Genomic DNA, 17,776 nt, shown 5'->3' with positions numbered 1-17,776 from the left:
CAGGATTTTTCTATGAATAAATTAGTCAAACCCTCTACCCCAACTCAACTTGTAGATGTACTTATTATTGGAGCTGGTCCCTCAGGTTTAAGTACTTGCATCAAGTTAAAAGAGCAAGGAATTAAAAACGTTGTCATTTTAGATATGGCTAGCCGTATTGGTGGCACATGGGCATTAAATGATTACCCGGGCCTATTTTGTGACGTACCGAGTGAAATGTATTCTCTTGGATTTGCTCCAAATCCAAACTGGTCGCGAACCTATGCGCCTCAAGCCGAAATTCGACAATATTTAGAAGATGTGGCTTATAAGTTTGAGATTGTGAATCAGATTAAACTTAACACCGAAGTCACTCATGCCGAATGGAATAATGGCCTAAATCGCTGGCTCATTAGCACACGTGATGGTAAAAAATATAGTGCAAAAATCTTTGTACCTGCGACAGGTTTTATTGGTGAAGCAAAAATGCCGAGCTTCCCGGGTCAAGAAAAGTTTAAAGGTACTATGTTTCACTCAGGTAAGTGGAATCATGAGCATGATTTAACAGGTGAAAAAGTAGCTGTGATCGGTAGCGGCGCTTCAGCTATTCAGTTTTTACCAGCCATTCAGCCTAAAGTTGGCCATCTTTATAGTTTCCAACGTACGCCTTCATGGGTTTTACCAAAACCGGACTTTGCCGTTCCAAATATTGTAAAAGTTACATTTAAGAAAGCGCCAATTTTAGAAAAAATTATTCGTGAAAGTGCGCTGTGGAGCCTAGAACCTTCACTTCCAATTTTCATGAATGAAAACATCATGCGAAAACTGCATGCCTTAGGAAAGTTAAACATCTTTTTAGGTGTTAAAGACCCAGAAATGCGTAAGGCATTAACACCTACACATACCTTAGGTTGTAAGCGTCCAATGTTTTCTAATAACTGGTATACCGCTTTAGCCAAACCGAATGTGACTGTCCTCTTTCAGGGCTTGTCACATATCACTGAAAATGGTGTAGTCGGTGAAGATGGGAAAGAAATTAAAGTAGATACCATTATTTTCGGTACTGGCTATGCGGTCGCAGAACCTGCGATTTATAAAATTATTAAAGGTGCAGCAGGCCGTAGTTTAAGCGAGGTATGGCAGCGTCAACCGCGTGCATATATGGGGATGTCAATTCATGGTTTCCCTAATATGTTTATGATGCTAGGTCCAAACTCTCAAAACACCGTGGGTTCAGTGATGTGGACCGCTGAGCAACAATCCGTTTATATCGCAAAAATGGTGAAATTAATACAGCAGCAACGTCTGGACCGTATTGAAGTCAAAGCAGATGTTCAAAAACGTTTTAATGACCGTATAGATAAGCGATTGGCTAAAATGCCGGTAAGACCAGATGTTTGTAAAAGCTATTATCTAGATGATGCGGGTCGTAACCATATTATTTGGCCCGAGTTTGGTTTTGTGATTAAACATAAGCTGCATCACGTCAATTTGAAAGACTACGACGCCACAACTAAAGTAATTAAAGTGGTCGCTTAATAAACCCATTCAATCTAAGTAAAAAAAAGATCAAGATACCGAAGTATCTTGATCTTTTAATAAGTACGAATTAAAAACCAAATAATGAAGCAAGCCAGTTAAAGAAACTAAAAACAACATTATCGGTAGTTTGAGGATCAGTTGTCGGCTGTGAAGTTGTTGGTGGATTTGTTACCGGCGGTTGAGTCGTTGGCTCTACTGACGGCGGTGTAGTTGGTGGTGTTACTGCTCCAGTTTGGTTTCCGGCTGCTGGCCATTTCACCAATACATCATTGATTTGATGAGTATACTGACAGATTACAGCACCGTATTTATCAGTACCCGCAATACCGTTATTAATACCAATTAAAGTATTATCATCTGACAGCCAAGGTCCACCAGAATCCCCAGCATTCATAGAAGCGGTTGCCTTATAGTAAATCCCTCGTGCTAAGGGTGAAGGACCTACATCTCGAATATTGACATATGAAGTGCCATATAAATTTTCAGGTAAGGCCGCACCCGTACTACTACGACCTAAATAAGCCGTTACATCACCACGCCCAATATTTTGCCTTGCTTCAGTTTGACTACATGCGGCTGGAATTTTGGCTACGGTTGCACCGCTATTATTATCAATAGGATGAGATAGGCGTATTAAAGCGATATCTACATCAGGAATCTCAACCCAGCCTTCATCTTTCTTAAAAGATGCTGCTTGAACTTGAGATAAAAAACTCGCCCCATATTTCACCGTCCCACCAAGCGTATAGCCTTGATTCGCACTATCACCCCAAACTGCCGCCGTACAATGTGCCGCCGTTAAAACTACATCATTGCGAATTAATACTCCTCCACAAGTATTACCTGATGTCTGTGAGAAAAAAAGGAAAGGTTTGGTGACGGTAAATTCTAGTTTTACAAAAGAACTTGAGTTATCTGCTGCCATGACTGAAGAACTATATATAACTAATGCTAGAGCATTAATTAGTCCCCCAATATTCTTTTTATACATGTTTATCTCCTTCAAATCTTTAGAAGTAATTAGGGTGTTATGACTGTTTTTTGATAAATATTTCACAGGACTGTGATGATTTATCAGCCAGAGATTAACCACTTAACTTCTTGAGGAGAACTTCATTTCACGACATAACTGACCATTTCACGACAATATAAAATCATATTAATTTCTATTTATTTTTCATAAAGTTAATCTATAAAAAATAATCAAAATTTAAGTTTTTTACTGCTTTTAATTTAGTTATCGATAACCTAATAAGTCTTTATCGAGTTGATTAAACTGTTCTTCTAAAAAATCCAGCAGCCTTTTAATGGCAGGTAATAACCCTTTTCTAGAAGCATAAGCCGCATGGACAATACCGCTGGTAGGTTTCCATTCAGGTAAAACCACAATCAGTTCTTTACGCAAAATATATTCGTGAGCCATCATAATCGGTAAAGGAGCAATACCTAAGCCATGAATAACAGCCTGTAATACCCCGGTCATGTCATTCACAATTAAATCAGGGTCATGCTGGAAATGAGTTGTTCCATGCTCCTGATGATGAAGTACCCACACACTTTGTTGTTCTGCATTACCAAGCCCAATAGTTCTGAACTGATGCAATTCATCTAAAGTTTGAGGTATCGGCTGCTTAGACAAAACACGAGGGTGCGCAACTAAACACTGATCACTGGTCACAAATTTTTTCATGACCAGACCACTATCTTTGAGTGGCGGATAGCGAACACGAAAAGCAATATCAATTCCTTCATTTAAGACATCAACATTTCGGTTGGTCACATCAATATAAATTTTTATTTTTGGGAATTGCAGCATAAATTTAGTCAGAAACTCGCCCATGTGATGATGCAATAACGCAGGCGGACAAGACACCCGAATCGTTCCGCGGGGCTCTGACTGGTTTAAATCAATAAATTCTTGGGCATTTTCAGCATCGATCAAAATCGCGTGACAGTATTGATAATATTGTTGGCCAAGTTCAGTCACACTAAATTGTCTAGTGGAACGATGCAATAAACGTACACCGAGTCTTTCTTCTAAAAGTGCAACTCTTCGGCTGAGTTTAGATTTTGGAATATCGAGTGCTCTAGCGGCAGCAGAATAACCACCATATTCAACAATTTTTGCAAAGTAATATAGATCGTTTAAATCCTGCATTTCCTACCTCTTATTGTTCAAATAATAGAACACTAAAATCAAATTTCGGCAGCTTCTAGGCTCATATTTTCGTTATATCTTAATTAAACAAGAAGTGAATAACTATACAAAAACAGCTATCCCCCTGTTTTATTTAGTCATCCTTCCGACTTTAAATTTATCGAAATAAAGTGGAGCATAAAATGAGTACACCAGCAAATTTTAACGGTCAAGCACCCGTAATCGACCCAAATAATGTTGCAATGCTACTAATCGACCATCAAAGTGGCTTATTTCAAACTGTAAAAGATCTTACTGTTCCTGAGTTACGTGCAAATGTGGTTACTTTGGCTAAAGTTGCAACACTATGTAATGTGCCAGTGATTACCACTGCTTCTGTTCCTCAAGGTCCAAATGGTCCTTTAATTCCAGAAATTCACCAGTTTGCTCCTCATGCACAATATGTTGCCCGTAAAGGTCAAATTAATGCTTGGGATAACCCTGACTTTGTTGAAGCAGTCAAAGCAACAGGTAAAAAACAACTGATTATTGCCGGTACTATTACCAGCGTATGTATGGCTTTCCCAAGTATCAGTGCAGTTGCTGAAGGTTTCCAAGTCTTTGCAGTCATTGACGCATCTGGAACATATTCAAAAATGGCTCAAGAAATTACATTAGCTCGAGTTGTTCAAGCTGGCGTGGTGCCAATTGATACAGCGGCTGTGTGTTCGGAGCTACAAAAAACATGGCATCGTAGTGATGCAGCAGACTTTGCAGCTGCCTATAGTGCAATTTTCCCACCATACCAAATGCTCATCGAAAGCTATCAAAAAGCGCAAGATGTTGTTAAAAACAATGAAATGCTAGATTCTGAAAGAACCTAATTCATCAGTTTTTCAGCTTAAATGTCCAATCTCTTACGATTGGACATTTAAAATAAATCTATTAAAACCCAAGCTGTGCTTTAGTGCGCTCTTCCAAAGCTTTTGAGTCGTGTTGTTCTGGATGAAAATCTAATTTGTAATAGTCCAAATAATCTTTCCATAAAGTACTTAAAAAACCATTCCTTCCAAGAATTAATGCATTAAATTCTTTTAAGTGGAGTAACTTCCATGCGGAAAAGTGAGTTATGCCCAAATACACCGTACCCGCTGCCATTATTCCTGCCATATATAAAGTCACAAATGGCATCACAAGAAGCCGAATGAAATTGCCCCCAGAGACATCTTGATATAAATCGAAGGCCACACTTTTATGTTCGCTTTCTTCTACCGCATGCCATAACCAGATATTTTTTAAAGTTTCATTACTCGATAAACGCTCCTGCAAATCGGAACGTCTCATAATCTGCCGTGCAATAATGGCTGTAAAATGTTCAGCAGCCGAAGTAATTGCTAATTGCTGGGTTGGTGTGAAATATTTTTTCAGCCTAGCCATTAACCATTCCACATTGGCTGAAACAGGCTCGGTATCAAGTCCAGATGACTGTATAAGTTGGTTCAGATGTTCATGTTCTTTGGCATGCATCGCCTCTTGTCCAATAAAGGCTGCAATATCTTTTTGAAGTCTTTCTGTTTTAGCCTGATTTTGTAAGTTTCTTACACTATGTACAAAAAATCGCTCACCCGCAGGAAACATGGCAGACAAGGTTGCCAGCCAGTACTCTCCCCAAGGGTTATCCTTAAATAAAGTAGGTTCAGACTGATTAAAATTAAAACTCATATGGCGCACAGGAAAGTGAGCACCGCGATCAAAGACTTTAGCTAGAATTCCCATTTTTTATTCCTTCATTCTTTCATTGAATACAATTCAATGGATTTATTTTTCTATCGGTTTTGAGCTACATAAATGTACGACATCTAAATAGCTAGGCGGTTTAGGCACCTTGCCACGGCTATATAACAACTTATGCAATTTGGGAAGGCGATAATAAGGAGCGGAAGCCATCAAATGATGTTCCATATGAAAATTTACACGTATAGGCGCCACAGTCATACGGGCAATCCAACCAGCAGAAGTAGTACGAGTATTACGAAGCGTATCGGGTACAAGCTCTAAACACGCATGCTCTGCCATTGCACGAATACGTACAAATACAGTAAAAGGGATGGCATAAGCTATTATCCAAATCAGAAATAACCAACCATGCCCCGTCACAGCAAGGATGAGATATAACCCAAGATTAGTCACAAAGGTTGGCCAGAAGTCCTTGATAAAGTTGGTAACGTAACGATGCCATGGCCAACCACGCGTATCTGCCCGCTCACCTGTTGCATCAGACCACTTCAGTACGCCAGCACTCATCAAAATTCGGCCAATAAAGAACTTGATCCCTGTTAGCCCAACCAAATCACGACCAAATTTTCGAATTAAAGATTTTTTAGTCACAGGTAAAGCTTCATATATTGGGCGATCAGGATCAAAACTTGCTGTTGTATTCGCATGATGCACCATATGGTGGGCACGAAATTTATGTACATCATTCCAAATAAATTTGGCCGATGCCCAATTAGCGAATACGTCATTCATCCAGCGGCTTTTAAAGAGTGTATGGTGTGCCGCCTCGTGCATTACAATCGCCAATGCCAAATGGCGCCCCCCTAAAACCACTGTTCCTATGCATACAACAGGAACTGCGAAATACCAAGGTAAGTAGTCAATTGCCAGAGCCATGACTGTAAATGCTAAGCCAATGATTAACCATACAGAGAAAATGCACCATAATCCCCATAGATTTGAGCGCTGAGAAAATTGGCTAATCTCCTCTCGACTAAGAAAGTCGCTTATACGAGTTTGTTTATCCGTAATCATCACTCGCCCTGCTCTACACTATTTAATGGGTGTTGATTGGTTTGACGATTAGACAACATATGAATAACTTGCGCATAAGTTGGCGGCTCTGGAACATGGCCACGTTCTCGTAACATCTGATGCATTTTTGGCAACTTAAAGAAAGGCACCGCCGCCATTAAATGATGTTCCATGTGATAGTTCACTCGAATGGGAGCAACAAAGGCCCGAGCCAACCATCCTGCTTTTGTAGTACGAGTATTCGTTAAAGCACTATTGCTTACTTGAGTACCAGCATGCTCAGCCATAGATCGAATACGAATAAAAAGTGGAAATGGGGTTAAATAAGCAAGAGGCCAAAGTAAATATAATTCTGGACGACCAAAAGCCCATAAAATGCCAAAGATGGAAGCATTAGCAATAATTGCCTTACTACTATTTTTAAGAAATACCTTTGGATAGTCATGCCACTGACGGTTTTCACGCGGTAGCCAAGTTAAGTCATTCGCAACCGTCCATTTCAAAACTTCAGCATCCATCAAAATACGGCCCACAGTAAATTTAAAACCTGTAATACCAACTAAATCACGTAAAAATTTACGAGTTAAAGACGTTTTCGTGGTTGGAAAGCCTGCGACTAATGTTAAGTCAGGATCTTCTGGTGTTGATGTTTTGGCATGATGACGTGTGTGGTGAACCCGATATTTATGTACGTCATTCCAGATTGGGCGTGCACATAACCAATCGACCAGATAATCATTCATCCATTTTGTTTTAAACAAGCTATTGTGTGATGCGTCATGCATCAATATTGCCAAGGCTAATTGGCGTCCAGCCAATACAGCCAATGCTGCTAAACAAATCAGCAATTTACCCCACCAAGGTAAATAACTCCAAGTTAGTCCAACACCTGCAAAAGTTGCTCCAATTACGGCCCACGTAGAACCTACTGCCCACAAACCATGTATATCCGAAGGCTCAGTAAGCTCTTTAATTTCTTCACGACTAAATAACTCAGTCACACTCACACGCGTATTCATCTTTTTTTTCTCCTAAGCGGGATTGAGAAGACTTAATTCATTTCACAAATTAAACTTTATTATAAAATATGAAATATTTCTATTATTTTTATAAAATTTATTTTTTGTAATATTAAAATTAAAAAAAGAAAACTTAAGGATATGTTTTTCATATCCTTATTCATTTGTAATCAAATAAAACTAACTTAACTGAACAGACTTAAGTAACTAATTTATTAGAATATTAAAGAGATTTCTTATAATTTTGATTGGTTCATTTCTTTAATAACATTAGGTATACCGTCTCTATGAAATGCTTCAAATGGTATTGATTTTTCATGATCAATCAATGGAAAGAAAGGTGAAACTAAAGATGCTCCCCCATCAATTCTGACGTTCATCCCTGTTATAAAAGAAGCTGCTGGCGACAGTAAAAAACACATTAAAGCTGAGACTTCTGATTCTGTAGCCATTCGTTTTAAAGGGATTTTTGAAGACACTGTAGGGATCATGGCCTTCATGCCATCTTTATAAGAGTCAAGACCTGAGGCCATTACCCATCCTGGTGCAACAGCATTAACTCTTACCCCAGCTCTAGCCCATTCGAGTGCTGAAGTTTTAGTAAGGTTATCGATACCAGCACGAGCAGCTCCAGAGTGTCCCATACTCGGTAAACCGCTCCACATATCTATTGTCATATTCACAATACTACCGCCCGTTTTCACCATACTTTGATTAAAAACTTCTCTCATCATAAGAAAAGTACCCAGCAAGTTATTGCGGATTACACTATCAAAAGCATTAGCAGACATAGTTTCAAGAAATGCAGGGAATTGACCACCTGCGTTATTGACTAATCCATTAATCTGGCCGAACTCTTCAACAATAGAACTAACTGTTTGTTTTACTTTCTCTTCATCACGATTATCACATACTCGATAAGATGCCTTACCTCCATCTTCAATAATTTCTTGTTTTACTTGTTGTAGTTTTTCTTCGGTCCTACCTGTAAGAATGACTTGCGCACCTAAGGAAGCCAGTTCATGAGCAGTACACCGGCCAATACCCGAACCGCCTCCAGTTACTATAATTATCTGATCTTTAAAAATATCCTTTGCTAAAGCTGATTGATATAAAGGCATATCCATACTCCTGTAATCATGCTCTTCTATTAATTAAGAATTTTAGGAGTTACATCCGCAACGGCGGGTAATTCTAAATTTAATAAGCTCGTTGCGGCTGTACCAAAAGTTAGTTCATGTAACTGTTTCCATAATCTTTGCCCCACTTCATCTAACTTTTTAACATCTGCAGTAAATTGCTCCCTTGCCTCAACATTTACAAAAGGTTCAGGGAGTAAAGGATCATTCATTAATAAAGAAATTGTCTGGCGGCCCAGCAATAACGATTCTCTTGCAGCATCCTCAAGGCCTAAAGCGGGTACTCGACTGAGCCAATGCTGAATAATATGGCTATATTTTTCATAATTTTTATTTAAGTTTTCGGTTTGCCATAAATCTTTAATCATCCCTGTCGTAATCTGATCAAAGGAATTGATATGGCACATCTTGGCTCCTGACTCCAAGCCTATAGATTTCATATGCTCTAGCATGTCTTCCAAAGAAATAACCAAGTTATCTGGTCGAATATATACACTTGGTTCAAGTTCACGAAATCCGTATTTTTTAAGTGCTCTTTCTCTTCTTTTTAAAGCTGTACGGTCAACACGCCCCAATGTTCCTGTAAGAACACATAAATACTTTTGATTCCAAGCTTTTGTTTCTTTTAAACCTGCTCTTCGGTTTAACATTACATCTGCCCATTCAAGAGATTGCTCACTTAACTGATAAAATCCTCTTTCAGCAGAAACAATGACCCCTTCACTAGCTAAACGAGTGACAGCAACTCTTATTCCGTTTTCACTAATTCCAAACAGCTTTGCAGCAAGGATCATTTCTTTAATTGAAATTATTTTACCTTCTGAAGCCAGTAACAGATCTGTAATTAAAGTACGTGCATTAATTTTCTGTGTAGTCATCTCATTTCCAGATCGAAAAATTTAAAATTTGTGAGCGCTCTAAACATCAGAATAAAGCTTACCACAATATTACATTTTTTTATTTTTATTTTTATTAATGAAATAAATCACTCATCAAAGCCTTACGAAAAACGTTCTAGGAGAAATCTAATTTTTTAATTATAAAAAAGATGCTTAAGCCATCTCACTTAAGCATCTTTTTAAAGTTAGTTAGCCAGTTACATACCATTCATTTAGACAAGGATCTGATGGTTGTCCCATAAAGTATTTAAAGTAGTGTTGACATTATTTAAGGTTAAAAATGAGGTACTGTTATAAACGGTCCCTGCACCATCTCGGTCAATACTTAAAATACTGTTATTTCCATTGAGGTCTAATGAGAGATAAGAAAAAATAGAGTTTACAGTGCCGCCATTGGCATAATTAATGAGCAGTTCACTAATATCAATTTTGTCGGCTTCACTGTCGGTTAAGGTATTGCCTACTTTAAAGTCTTTCCAAACGTCAGCTCCGTTACCACCCGTTACATCGTTTGTATTTAATAGTTTATATAAAGCAGTGTCAGAGCCTAAACCACCAATCAAGGTATCGTTATCTTTTCCACCATTTAAAATGTCATTACCCGCACCACCATTTAGAACGTCATTATTGGTACCACCGCTTAAAATGTTATTACCACTGTTCCCAACAATCGTATTTCCATTTCCATTACCCGTTCCATCAATGTTGTCTGTTCCCAACAGATTCAAATTATTTAGCGCGTTTCCGCTATCTAACGCATAACTCACAGTTGAGTTAACGGTCTCAAATCCTTCGTTAATCTTCTCGATAATGACATCATTTACGTTATCAACATAATAGATGTCATCACCCAAACCTCCAATCAACGTATCAATCCCAATTCCGCCATCTAAAGTGTCATTGCCAGCCCCACCATCTAAGGTGTCGTTTCCAGCTCCACCATTCAATGTGTCATTTCCGGCATATCCATTTAAAATGTTATTACCTGCATTACCAATGATGACATTATTCAGCGCATTTCCATTGCCGTTTAAATTATCCGCGCCATTTAAAGTGAGGTTTTCTAGGTTATCTCCTAAGGTATAATTTATATCGGAGATTACTTTATCATTCCCCTCACTAGTATTCTCCACAATGCTATCGCCTACATTGTCTACATAATAAGTATCGTCACCCGTTCCACCAATCAGGCTATCTGCACCTTTTCCTCCATCAAGTGTGTCATTTCCGGCACCGCCCAATAGAACATCGTCTCCCCAATTTCCTTTTAAAGTGTCGTTGCCAGCGCCACCTTCAAGTCGGTTAGATAAATTGTTCCCAACTAAAATATCATCGTAAGCGCCTCCAATTGCATTTTCGATTTGAGTGCCAAGATTAATGCTTAGTTGGTTTGCACTTGATATATGAGGAGATTTTTCACCAATATAACTCCAGCCGCCCTGATTAAGATCGATAGTAGCGGCTTGTGTAGCGTTACTTGCATTGATTGTATCTACGCCTGCACCATCCCATATTAAAACGCCTTTAGTGCTATCAAACACATAGCTATCATTACCTGCACGCGCGGAACTATTCACCCCATATATCGCTTGCAAAGCAGCAACATCAAACGGCGCAAAAGAGCCATCATATGACATACCAGTACGGTCATAGGACATGACTGACCATTTACGCGTATCTTCTTCATCTGAGAAACTGCTAATGGTGGAACCTTCAAAAGTATGACGTAACCCTAAAGCATGCCCCAACTCATGCGGATAACTCGCAGTTACCCAAGTACCCGCTGGGTCAAACCAAAAATCAGGGCCAAACGCCACATCTGAACCAACAAAAGCTCCGCTTGGATATTGTGCATAAGCCGTAGCCGCAGTGCTATTGCGGTATGCAGCAACAGTATTAAGCTGCGATGCATTGTCCGTTAAAGTAAAAGTTAATGCTGAAAACTCAGAAGCTTTCTGATAAACCTGAGTCATAAAGTCTTGCTGAGCTTGGCTAAAAGGACTCCACCATGCAGGTGCTTGACCATTTGCATCGAGTAGGTAATCAGGTGCGGTTGAAGGGAAAATATACTTAAAGTCTGGATTACTATTTGTTGTGGCAACAAGCGCGCGTACCCAGTAATTCACTCCAACCGTCGGATCTAGTTGGGCACGATCAATCGTCACGCCATCGGCAAACTGAATACTAAAGTTTTTATTATTGCTGGCAAGATAACCAGTTAACTTAACAATATCACTATCGCTGTACTGGATATTTAAAGTTGTTTTATCAAAACTGTATTGAACATCGGTAGATTTCACATCTGTAAACACAATTGTGTTATTGCCTGAGTAATCTCCATTAATTGTGTCTATCCCATCTCCTAAAGAAAAACGGTAAGTGTCGTCACCTTCGCGCCCATTTAACGTGTCATTACCTTTACCTCCAGTGATCACATCATTTGGAAGAGTACCCGAAAAGTTATCGGCGTTATCTGTCCCATTCCACGTTGCAGTTTTTCCTGTTAGAAACTGCTGATAGGTTTGGACCACGCCATCTGAAAGAATGTAGTTGTTAATGTAGGCTTTTAACGTGATGCTATCCGTTGCTGAATAATTAATGACTAACTCATTATTAGCGTTAGTTGTGAATGTAATATCTTTTGCAGAAACATCGGTAATTTGGATAGTATTTTTACCCGAATAATCGTTAATGGTATCGTTACCATCTCCTTTGCTAAATTGATAAGTATCATCACCACTTCCTGATGCTAACCAATCGTTTCCAGTTCCACCTACAGTTAAGTCATTACCTGTTCCACCATATAACCTATCATCGCCAGCACCACCATTTAACGTATCGTTCCCCGCGTTTCCGTTTAAAGTGTCATTACCTTCAAGACCATTGATAATGTCATTGGATGCAAAGCCATTAATCGTTTCATTGCCTTTGGTACCAGTGAGTGTAATTGTTTTATTTGTAAGTAATTGATCGAGTGTGGCGGTTGTACCATCTAAAAATTTAAAGTTACTTACATTCCCTTCAATTAATACTGCATCAGTATCAGAGTATTTGACTTCTAAATTACTTCCATTGCCTTGTATAGATAGGTCTGCCAAATTACTCGCCATAAACTGAATCGTGTTATTTCCACTATAGTCAGTGACTTTATCTATTCCGTCCCCTTTGCTGAATTGATAAATATCGTCTCCTACTCCACCAAATAGACGATCATTTCCCGCACCACTACTTATTTGATCGACTGAATTTGTGCCTACAATCCACTCACTGTTTGCAGTAGAAATGTTTAGACCATTACCCCCACTTGTAAATAAAACCTGTTTTTCGACCCCATCACTGAAAATCATGCGAGCTTTAGCAAGAGAATTAAAATTAAGTGAATAGTAAGTTCCTGAATAATTAGTGACATATAAGACATTATTTATATATTCAATTTGCCTAATATCATTTGAAGTAAAATTATCGAACTTTAGCCATAAACCGTTTTGATCATTGCCATAAGTTACCATTGAAGTTTCCTTTTTTTTGTTATTGGAAAAGGAAATATTATTTAATTCTTCTTAATAGAAGAACTTCTTTGGACGACAAAAATTACCATTTAGCGACATATTTTGTTTTAAGCTCTTAACAATCAAAAAAGATTTAAACACTTCTTCTTAATACTTAAATCAAATCCCTCGATTATCTAAAGCAATAAAAAAGCCCTAAACCATATAGTTTAGGGCTTTTTCAGTCATATAAAGCTATTCGAGTTTATATGACTTTAAATCTTGGTAGGCATATCCAGACTCGAACTGGAGACCTCTACGATGTCAACGTAGCGCTCTAACCAACTGAGCTATACGCCTAAGATGGAAAGCATCATATTCATTTTTCAAAAGCAAAACAAGTGATTTACCAGTGAAAAAAATACAAATGAGCAGACTTTGAGCAAACTCTTTTTCATTTCCCAAAAAGTAAAACGGTACATGGTTCAACCACATACCGTCTTTGTTTAGCCAAATATCAAGGTCAACTTAACAAGGGCACTTCTTCAAAGTACCACCTGCAGATGGGTATCTTGCATCAACACAATGTCGATAGAAAGTTTGTGCATCCATAGGTGTTAAATCTGGATGATGGGCTTTCATATGCTCCAGATACGTTTGATAGTCCGGCACACCAACCATGAGTCGGAAGCTTTGCTGTAAACGCTGCCATAAGGTTGCGATACGTGACCAGTTCTTTGGAGAGAGTAATATCTCTTTTTGCGAAAGCACGGTCATTTTGATGATTTTCGCAATAATGACAGTACCATTTTTTGCAAATTTAAAATTCATCTTTATTCTCCTCGAGTGGTAACCACTTCAGGATCGGTATATACCGCAGGCGCTTCATTTACAGTCGGTGTTGGACTTGCTAAAGCACGACGAACAATACCAATTGAGGCAATAATCATGACAATCGATACAATCATAAAGAAGCCACAAAGTGCAGCATTAATCTGGTTCGACATCACAATAGTTTGCATTTCAGCAATGGTTTTTGCAGGCTTAAGAATTTCACCGCGAGCAATCGCATCGGAGAATTTATGTGCTTGAGCCAAGAAACCGATTTTCGGGTTTTCGTGGAAAATCTTCTGCCACCCTGCTGTCATACAAGTAATGAACAAGAAAATGGTTGGAATGATCGTCACCCACACATACTTCTCTTTTTTCATTTTGAACAGAATCACTGTACCCAAAATAAGTGCCATCGAAGCCAGCATTTGGTTACCTACACCAAATAGAGGCCATAATGAGTTGACGCCGCCAAGTGGGTCAATCACACCTTGATAGACGAAGAAGCCCCATCCACCTACCGCAACGGCCGTACCTAACAAGTTACCAAAGAATGAACCTGAAGATTTAACCGCCGGAATAACAATACCAACCGTGTCTTGCACCATAAAACGACAAGCACGTGTTCCTGCATCTACCGCAGTTAAAATGAACAATGCTTCAAATAAAATCGCAAAGTGATACCAGAATGCCATCATGGCGCGACTGTTAAAGATTTCAGAAATGATATGAGCCATACCAATAGCAAAGGTAGGCGCACCACCTGTACGTGAAAGAATTGAGCTTTCACCCACTTCTTGAGCTAACACCGTCAACATTTCAGGCGTAACAACAAAGCCTAAATTACGTACAGCTTCCGCTGCAGATTCTACGGTTGTACCGAGCACTGCTGCTGGCGCATTAATCGCAAAGTACACACCTGGATCTAATACTGTCGCACAGATCATCGCCATGATCCCGACAAAAGATTCCATAAGCATACCGCCGTAACCGATCATGCGGATATTAACTTCATTATCAACAAGTTTTGGTGTCGTGCCACTCGATACCAGCGCATGGAAACCTGAAATGGCACCACAGGCAATGGTAATAAATAAGAACGGGAATAAGCTACCTGAGAAAACCGGACCTGTACCGTCAATAAAATGGGTAACAGCAGGCATTTTAAGGTCAGGCAATGCAATCACAATACCGACTGCCAAACCAAGAATAACCCCGATTTTAAGGAAAGTAGATAAATAATCACGTGGTGCTAATAGCAACCAAACTGGTAGTACCGATGCGATAAAACCATAAATGATGAGACACCAAGTGAGCTGTGTTCCAGTTAAAGTGAAGAATTCACCCCAATATGGATCTGCGGCAACATGTCCACCATATACAATTGCCAGCATCATTAAAACGAAGCCAATAATTGAAACTTCTGCAATACGTCCCGGACGAATAAAGCGCATGTAAACGCCCATGAATAATGCAATTGGAATAGTAGCTGCGATACTAAAGACACCCCACGGACTATGTGCAAGTGCTTTCACAACAACTAAAGCCAATACCGCAAGGATAATAATCATTACCCCAAGTGCGCCCAACATGACCACAATACCGGCAAAAGGACCAAGCTCCTGCTTTGCCATTTCACCCAGTGAACGGCCATCACGGCGTGTTGATATAAATAAAACTAGAAAGTCTTGTACCGCACCCGCCAGAACCACACCAACCAATAACCAGATGGTGCCCGGTAAAAAGCCCATTTGTGCAGCCAAAATCGGCCCGACTAATGGCCCTGCGCCGGCAATCGCGGCAAAGTGGTGTCCAAACAGTACATACTTATTTGTTGGCACATAGTCTAAGCCATCGGCTAAACGATGTGCAGGAGTTAACCGTCTCGGGTTTAATTCAAATACTTTAGTTGCAATAAATAGACTATAAAATCGATATGCGATGCTATACACACATGCAGCTGCCAGTACCAACCATACTGCATTAACATGTTCACCACGACTTAGCGCCAGCATCCCGAAAGAAATAGCACCTATAATTGCTACTAGGCTCCAGACCAATTTGGAGGGAAGCGTAGATTTCGCTTGCATTGTGTCCATTCTTAACCTCTCAATAAATAATTACAGCAGTTTTATATTGTTATGTACTGTTCTCTGCTCAATCCTTGTGACTCTACTCCTCCTTTGTTCTTTTTCCTCTTATACTTTCGCATAAAAAAAGGGATGATTGACATCATCCCTTCGATAATAGTTTATTTTTTAACTATTATGCACGCTCTAAATACTCACCAGTACGAGTATCTACACGAACGCTTTCTTCTTGCTGAACAAATAACGGAACACGAACAACCGCACCTGTTTCAAGCTTAGCTGGCTTACCGCCACCGCCAGAAGTATCACCACGTACGCCCGGATCAGTTTCAACAACTTTCAATACAACGAAGTTAGGTGCATTTACGTTTAAAGGAACGCCGTTGAATAACATGATTGTACATGTTTCATTTGAGTCGTCTTTTAACCATTTAGCAGCATCACCCATTGCAGTTTTGTCAGCTGCAATTTGTTCGAAGCTTTCTGGGTCCATGAAGTGCCACATCTCGCCATCGTTGTATAGGTAGTTCATTTCTACTTCTACGATGTCAGCAGCTTCTAAAGTATCACCAGATTTAAAAGTTTTTTCTAAAACTTTACCAGTTTTAAGGTTACGTAATTTTACACGGTTGAACGCTTGGCCTTTACCCGGTTTTACGTATTCGTTTTCCATGATTGAACATGGGTTACTATCAAGCATGACCTTAAGGCCTGGCTTGAAATCATTTGTAGAATAATTGGCCATGACTGGCACACTCCAAACTTAACAAGTCAACTATGCGATATAATGCGCTGTTGCATTATCTTAATCGTGTCGCATGATAAACTATTTACACCAAGAGCAAAACTGGCAATCACAACTCAGTGACCTTATTACCGATCCTTTAGAGTTGTTGAACCTGCTCGAGTTATCCACTGATCAGCTATTATCAGGGGCGATTCTGGCTTCTGAAAAGTTTAAATTGCGTGTTCCGCGTGCGTTCGTCGGAAAAATGAACGCTAAAGATCCTCTTGATCCGATTTTACTCCAAGTGTTGCCGCATCATTTAGAACTTGAGGAACATCCTGAGTTTGTCACAGACCCTTTAGGTGAAGAAGCAGCCAATCAGTTACCGGGTGTTTTACATAAATATAAATCTCGTTTTTTACTGACTTTGACCGGTGCATGTGCGGTCCATTGCCGTTACTGCTTCCGCCGTCACTTTCCTTATCAGGAAAATTTACCTAAAAATGAAGATTGGCTAAACATTAAAAATTATATCGAGTCGAACCCCGATATTAACGAAGTGATTTTAAGCGGAGGTGACCCTCTTACGCTTTCTAACCGTAAATTAGCGCTTTGGTTAGAACGTTTATCATCTCTCAAACAAGTGAAGATTCTGAGAATTCATTCACGCGTTCCAATTGTCATTCCAAACCGTATCGACGAAGAGCTTATTTCTTTATTAAAAAACAGTAGGCTGCGTATTATTCTGGTGGTACACTCAAACCATGCTTCTGAACTCGATGACTTTACTTGTTCAAAATTGTTGCAGCTATCTGAACACCACATTACTGTTCTAAATCAGGCAGTATTGCTTAAAGGGGTGAATGATTCTGCTCAAACTTTAACTGATTTAAGTTATCGTCTATTTGAAGCTCGCGTTATGCCATATTACTTACATGTATTAGATAAAGTAAAAGGCGCACAACATTTTGATTTAATACCATCTGAAATAGATGCGATATATCAAGACGTGTTAGCGAGCCTACCAGGATATTTGGTTCCTAAACTCGTCAGGGAAATTGCGGGCGAAAAGAATAAAACACCGCTTTTTGGGGCTACAACTTTTTGAGTTATA

At 39.3% G+C, this 17,776-nt stretch carries 14 protein-coding genes and 1 tRNA gene; 3 read left to right on the top strand and 12 right to left on the bottom strand.

The genetic code is table 11. The annotated features are described in order from the left end of the window. The first annotated feature begins 12 nt into the window (after positions 1–12). Positions 13–1,518: an NAD(P)/FAD-dependent oxidoreductase gene (locus NQ782_RS10695; protein WP_001038285.1), complete on the top strand. Its 1,506-nt coding sequence runs from the start codon at positions 13–15 to the stop codon at positions 1,516–1,518. Positions 1,519–1,588: 70 nt separating this feature from the next. On the opposite strand, the gene NQ782_RS10690 is transcribed toward NQ782_RS10695, so the two are convergent. Beyond that, a complete protein-coding gene (locus tag NQ782_RS10690) occupies positions 1,589–2,512 on the bottom strand; it encodes a S1 family peptidase (RefSeq protein ID WP_057092952.1) in 924 nt (307 codons plus the stop codon). Between the two features lie 246 nt (positions 2,513–2,758). Continuing rightward, a complete protein-coding gene (locus NQ782_RS10685; RefSeq protein WP_001153333.1) occupies positions 2,759–3,679 on the bottom strand; it encodes a LysR substrate-binding domain-containing protein in 921 nt (306 codons plus the stop codon). Between the two features lie 182 nt (positions 3,680–3,861). Here NQ782_RS10685 and NQ782_RS10680 point away from each other — a divergent pair, with 182 nt between their 5' ends. Next, positions 3,862–4,542, top strand: coding sequence for a hydrolase (locus NQ782_RS10680; protein ID WP_032033394.1), 681 nt, complete (start codon positions 3,862–3,864; stop codon positions 4,540–4,542). A 61-nt stretch (positions 4,543–4,603) separates the two neighbouring features. Here the strand turns inward: NQ782_RS10680 and NQ782_RS10675 are convergent, their stop codons facing one another. The 10 genes from NQ782_RS10675 to efp all read right to left on the bottom strand — a co-directional run bounded on the left by NQ782_RS10675 (position 4,604) and on the right by efp (position 16,680). Continuing rightward, positions 4,604–5,434, bottom strand: coding sequence for a metal-dependent hydrolase (locus tag NQ782_RS10675; protein WP_057092954.1), 831 nt, complete (start codon positions 5,432–5,434; stop codon positions 4,604–4,606). Between the two features lie 42 nt (positions 5,435–5,476). Further along, complete coding sequence (locus NQ782_RS10670; RefSeq protein ID WP_057092957.1) at positions 5,477–6,469, bottom strand: fatty acid desaturase family protein; 993 nt, start codon at positions 6,467–6,469, stop codon at positions 5,477–5,479. Further along, positions 6,469–7,488: a fatty acid desaturase family protein gene (locus NQ782_RS10665; protein ID WP_057092959.1), complete on the bottom strand. Its 1,020-nt coding sequence runs from the start codon at positions 7,486–7,488 to the stop codon at positions 6,469–6,471. The genes NQ782_RS10670 and NQ782_RS10665 overlap by 1 nt, the downstream gene beginning before the upstream one ends. Positions 7,489–7,724: 236 nt before the next feature. After that, entirely contained in the window at positions 7,725–8,609 is an 885-nt protein-coding gene (locus NQ782_RS10660) for an SDR family oxidoreductase (protein ID WP_024439232.1), read from the bottom strand. 29 nt (positions 8,610–8,638) lie between these two features. Beyond that, positions 8,639–9,505, bottom strand: coding sequence for a PaaX family transcriptional regulator C-terminal domain-containing protein (locus NQ782_RS10655; RefSeq protein WP_000211449.1), 867 nt, complete (start codon positions 9,503–9,505; stop codon positions 8,639–8,641). Positions 9,506–9,738: 233 nt separating this feature from the next. Further along, positions 9,739–13,035, bottom strand: a complete 3,297-nt coding sequence (locus NQ782_RS10650; RefSeq protein WP_086230951.1) for a M10 family metallopeptidase C-terminal domain-containing protein — start codon at positions 13,033–13,035, stop codon at positions 9,739–9,741. A gap of 262 nt (positions 13,036–13,297) precedes the next feature. Beyond that, a tRNA-Val gene (locus tag NQ782_RS10645) sits at positions 13,298–13,374 on the bottom strand. A 168-nt stretch (positions 13,375–13,542) separates the two neighbouring features. Beyond that, the gene (locus NQ782_RS10640; protein ID WP_001009533.1) at positions 13,543–13,845 is read right to left on the bottom strand and encodes a YbdD/YjiX family protein; all 303 of its coding nucleotides are present in this window, start codon (positions 13,843–13,845) and stop codon (positions 13,543–13,545) included. A 2-nt stretch (positions 13,846–13,847) separates the two neighbouring features. Then, positions 13,848–15,944 carry a carbon starvation CstA family protein gene (locus NQ782_RS10635; RefSeq protein ID WP_000380470.1) on the bottom strand — a complete coding sequence of 699 codons (2,097 nt, stop codon included), beginning with the start codon at positions 15,942–15,944 and terminating at the stop codon, positions 13,848–13,850. 166 nt (positions 15,945–16,110) lie between these two features. Beyond that, complete coding sequence (efp, locus tag NQ782_RS10630; RefSeq protein WP_000035083.1) at positions 16,111–16,680, bottom strand: elongation factor P; 570 nt, start codon at positions 16,678–16,680, stop codon at positions 16,111–16,113. A 73-nt stretch (positions 16,681–16,753) separates the two neighbouring features. Between efp and epmB the strand changes: the two genes are divergently transcribed. Further along, positions 16,754–17,770, top strand: a complete 1,017-nt coding sequence (epmB, locus tag NQ782_RS10625) for an EF-P beta-lysylation protein EpmB (protein WP_031985659.1) — start codon at positions 16,754–16,756, stop codon at positions 17,768–17,770. Positions 17,771–17,776 lie beyond the last annotated feature (6 nt).

The organism is Acinetobacter sp. BD54, assembly GCF_044778325.1.
Classification (GTDB): Bacteria; Pseudomonadota; Gammaproteobacteria; order Pseudomonadales; family Moraxellaceae; genus Acinetobacter; species Acinetobacter baumannii.
Note: the sequence above shows the minus strand (reverse complement) of the source record. Positions and strands in the feature narration are given on the sequence as shown.

Coding starts and splice junctions, on each gene's coding strand:
- NQ782_RS10695 (WP_001038285.1), top strand. CDS start 13: ATGAATAAATTAGTCAAACCCTCTACCCCAACTCAACTTGTAGATGTA.
- NQ782_RS10690 (WP_057092952.1), bottom strand. CDS start 2,512: ATGTATAAAAAGAATATTGGGGGACTAATTAATGCTCTAGCATTAGTT.
- NQ782_RS10685 (WP_001153333.1), bottom strand. CDS start 3,679: ATGCAGGATTTAAACGATCTATATTACTTTGCAAAAATTGTTGAATAT.
- NQ782_RS10680 (WP_032033394.1), top strand. CDS start 3,862: ATGAGTACACCAGCAAATTTTAACGGTCAAGCACCCGTAATCGACCCA.
- NQ782_RS10675 (WP_057092954.1), bottom strand. CDS start 5,434: ATGGGAATTCTAGCTAAAGTCTTTGATCGCGGTGCTCACTTTCCTGTG.
- NQ782_RS10670 (WP_057092957.1), bottom strand. CDS start 6,469: ATGATTACGGATAAACAAACTCGTATAAGCGACTTTCTTAGTCGAGAG.
- NQ782_RS10665 (WP_057092959.1), bottom strand. CDS start 7,488: ATGAATACGCGTGTGAGTGTGACTGAGTTATTTAGTCGTGAAGAAATT.
- NQ782_RS10660 (WP_024439232.1), bottom strand. CDS start 8,609: ATGCCTTTATATCAATCAGCTTTAGCAAAGGATATTTTTAAAGATCAG.
- NQ782_RS10655 (WP_000211449.1), bottom strand. CDS start 9,505: ATGACTACACAGAAAATTAATGCACGTACTTTAATTACAGATCTGTTA.
- NQ782_RS10650 (WP_086230951.1), bottom strand. CDS start 13,035: ATGGTAACTTATGGCAATGATCAAAACGGTTTATGGCTAAAGTTCGAT.
- NQ782_RS10640 (WP_001009533.1), bottom strand. CDS start 13,845: ATGAATTTTAAATTTGCAAAAAATGGTACTGTCATTATTGCGAAAATC.
- NQ782_RS10635 (WP_000380470.1), bottom strand. CDS start 15,944: ATGGACACAATGCAAGCGAAATCTACGCTTCCCTCCAAATTGGTCTGG.
- efp (WP_000035083.1), bottom strand. CDS start 16,680: ATGGCCAATTATTCTACAAATGATTTCAAGCCAGGCCTTAAGGTCATG.
- epmB (WP_031985659.1), top strand. CDS start 16,754: ATGATAAACTATTTACACCAAGAGCAAAACTGGCAATCACAACTCAGT.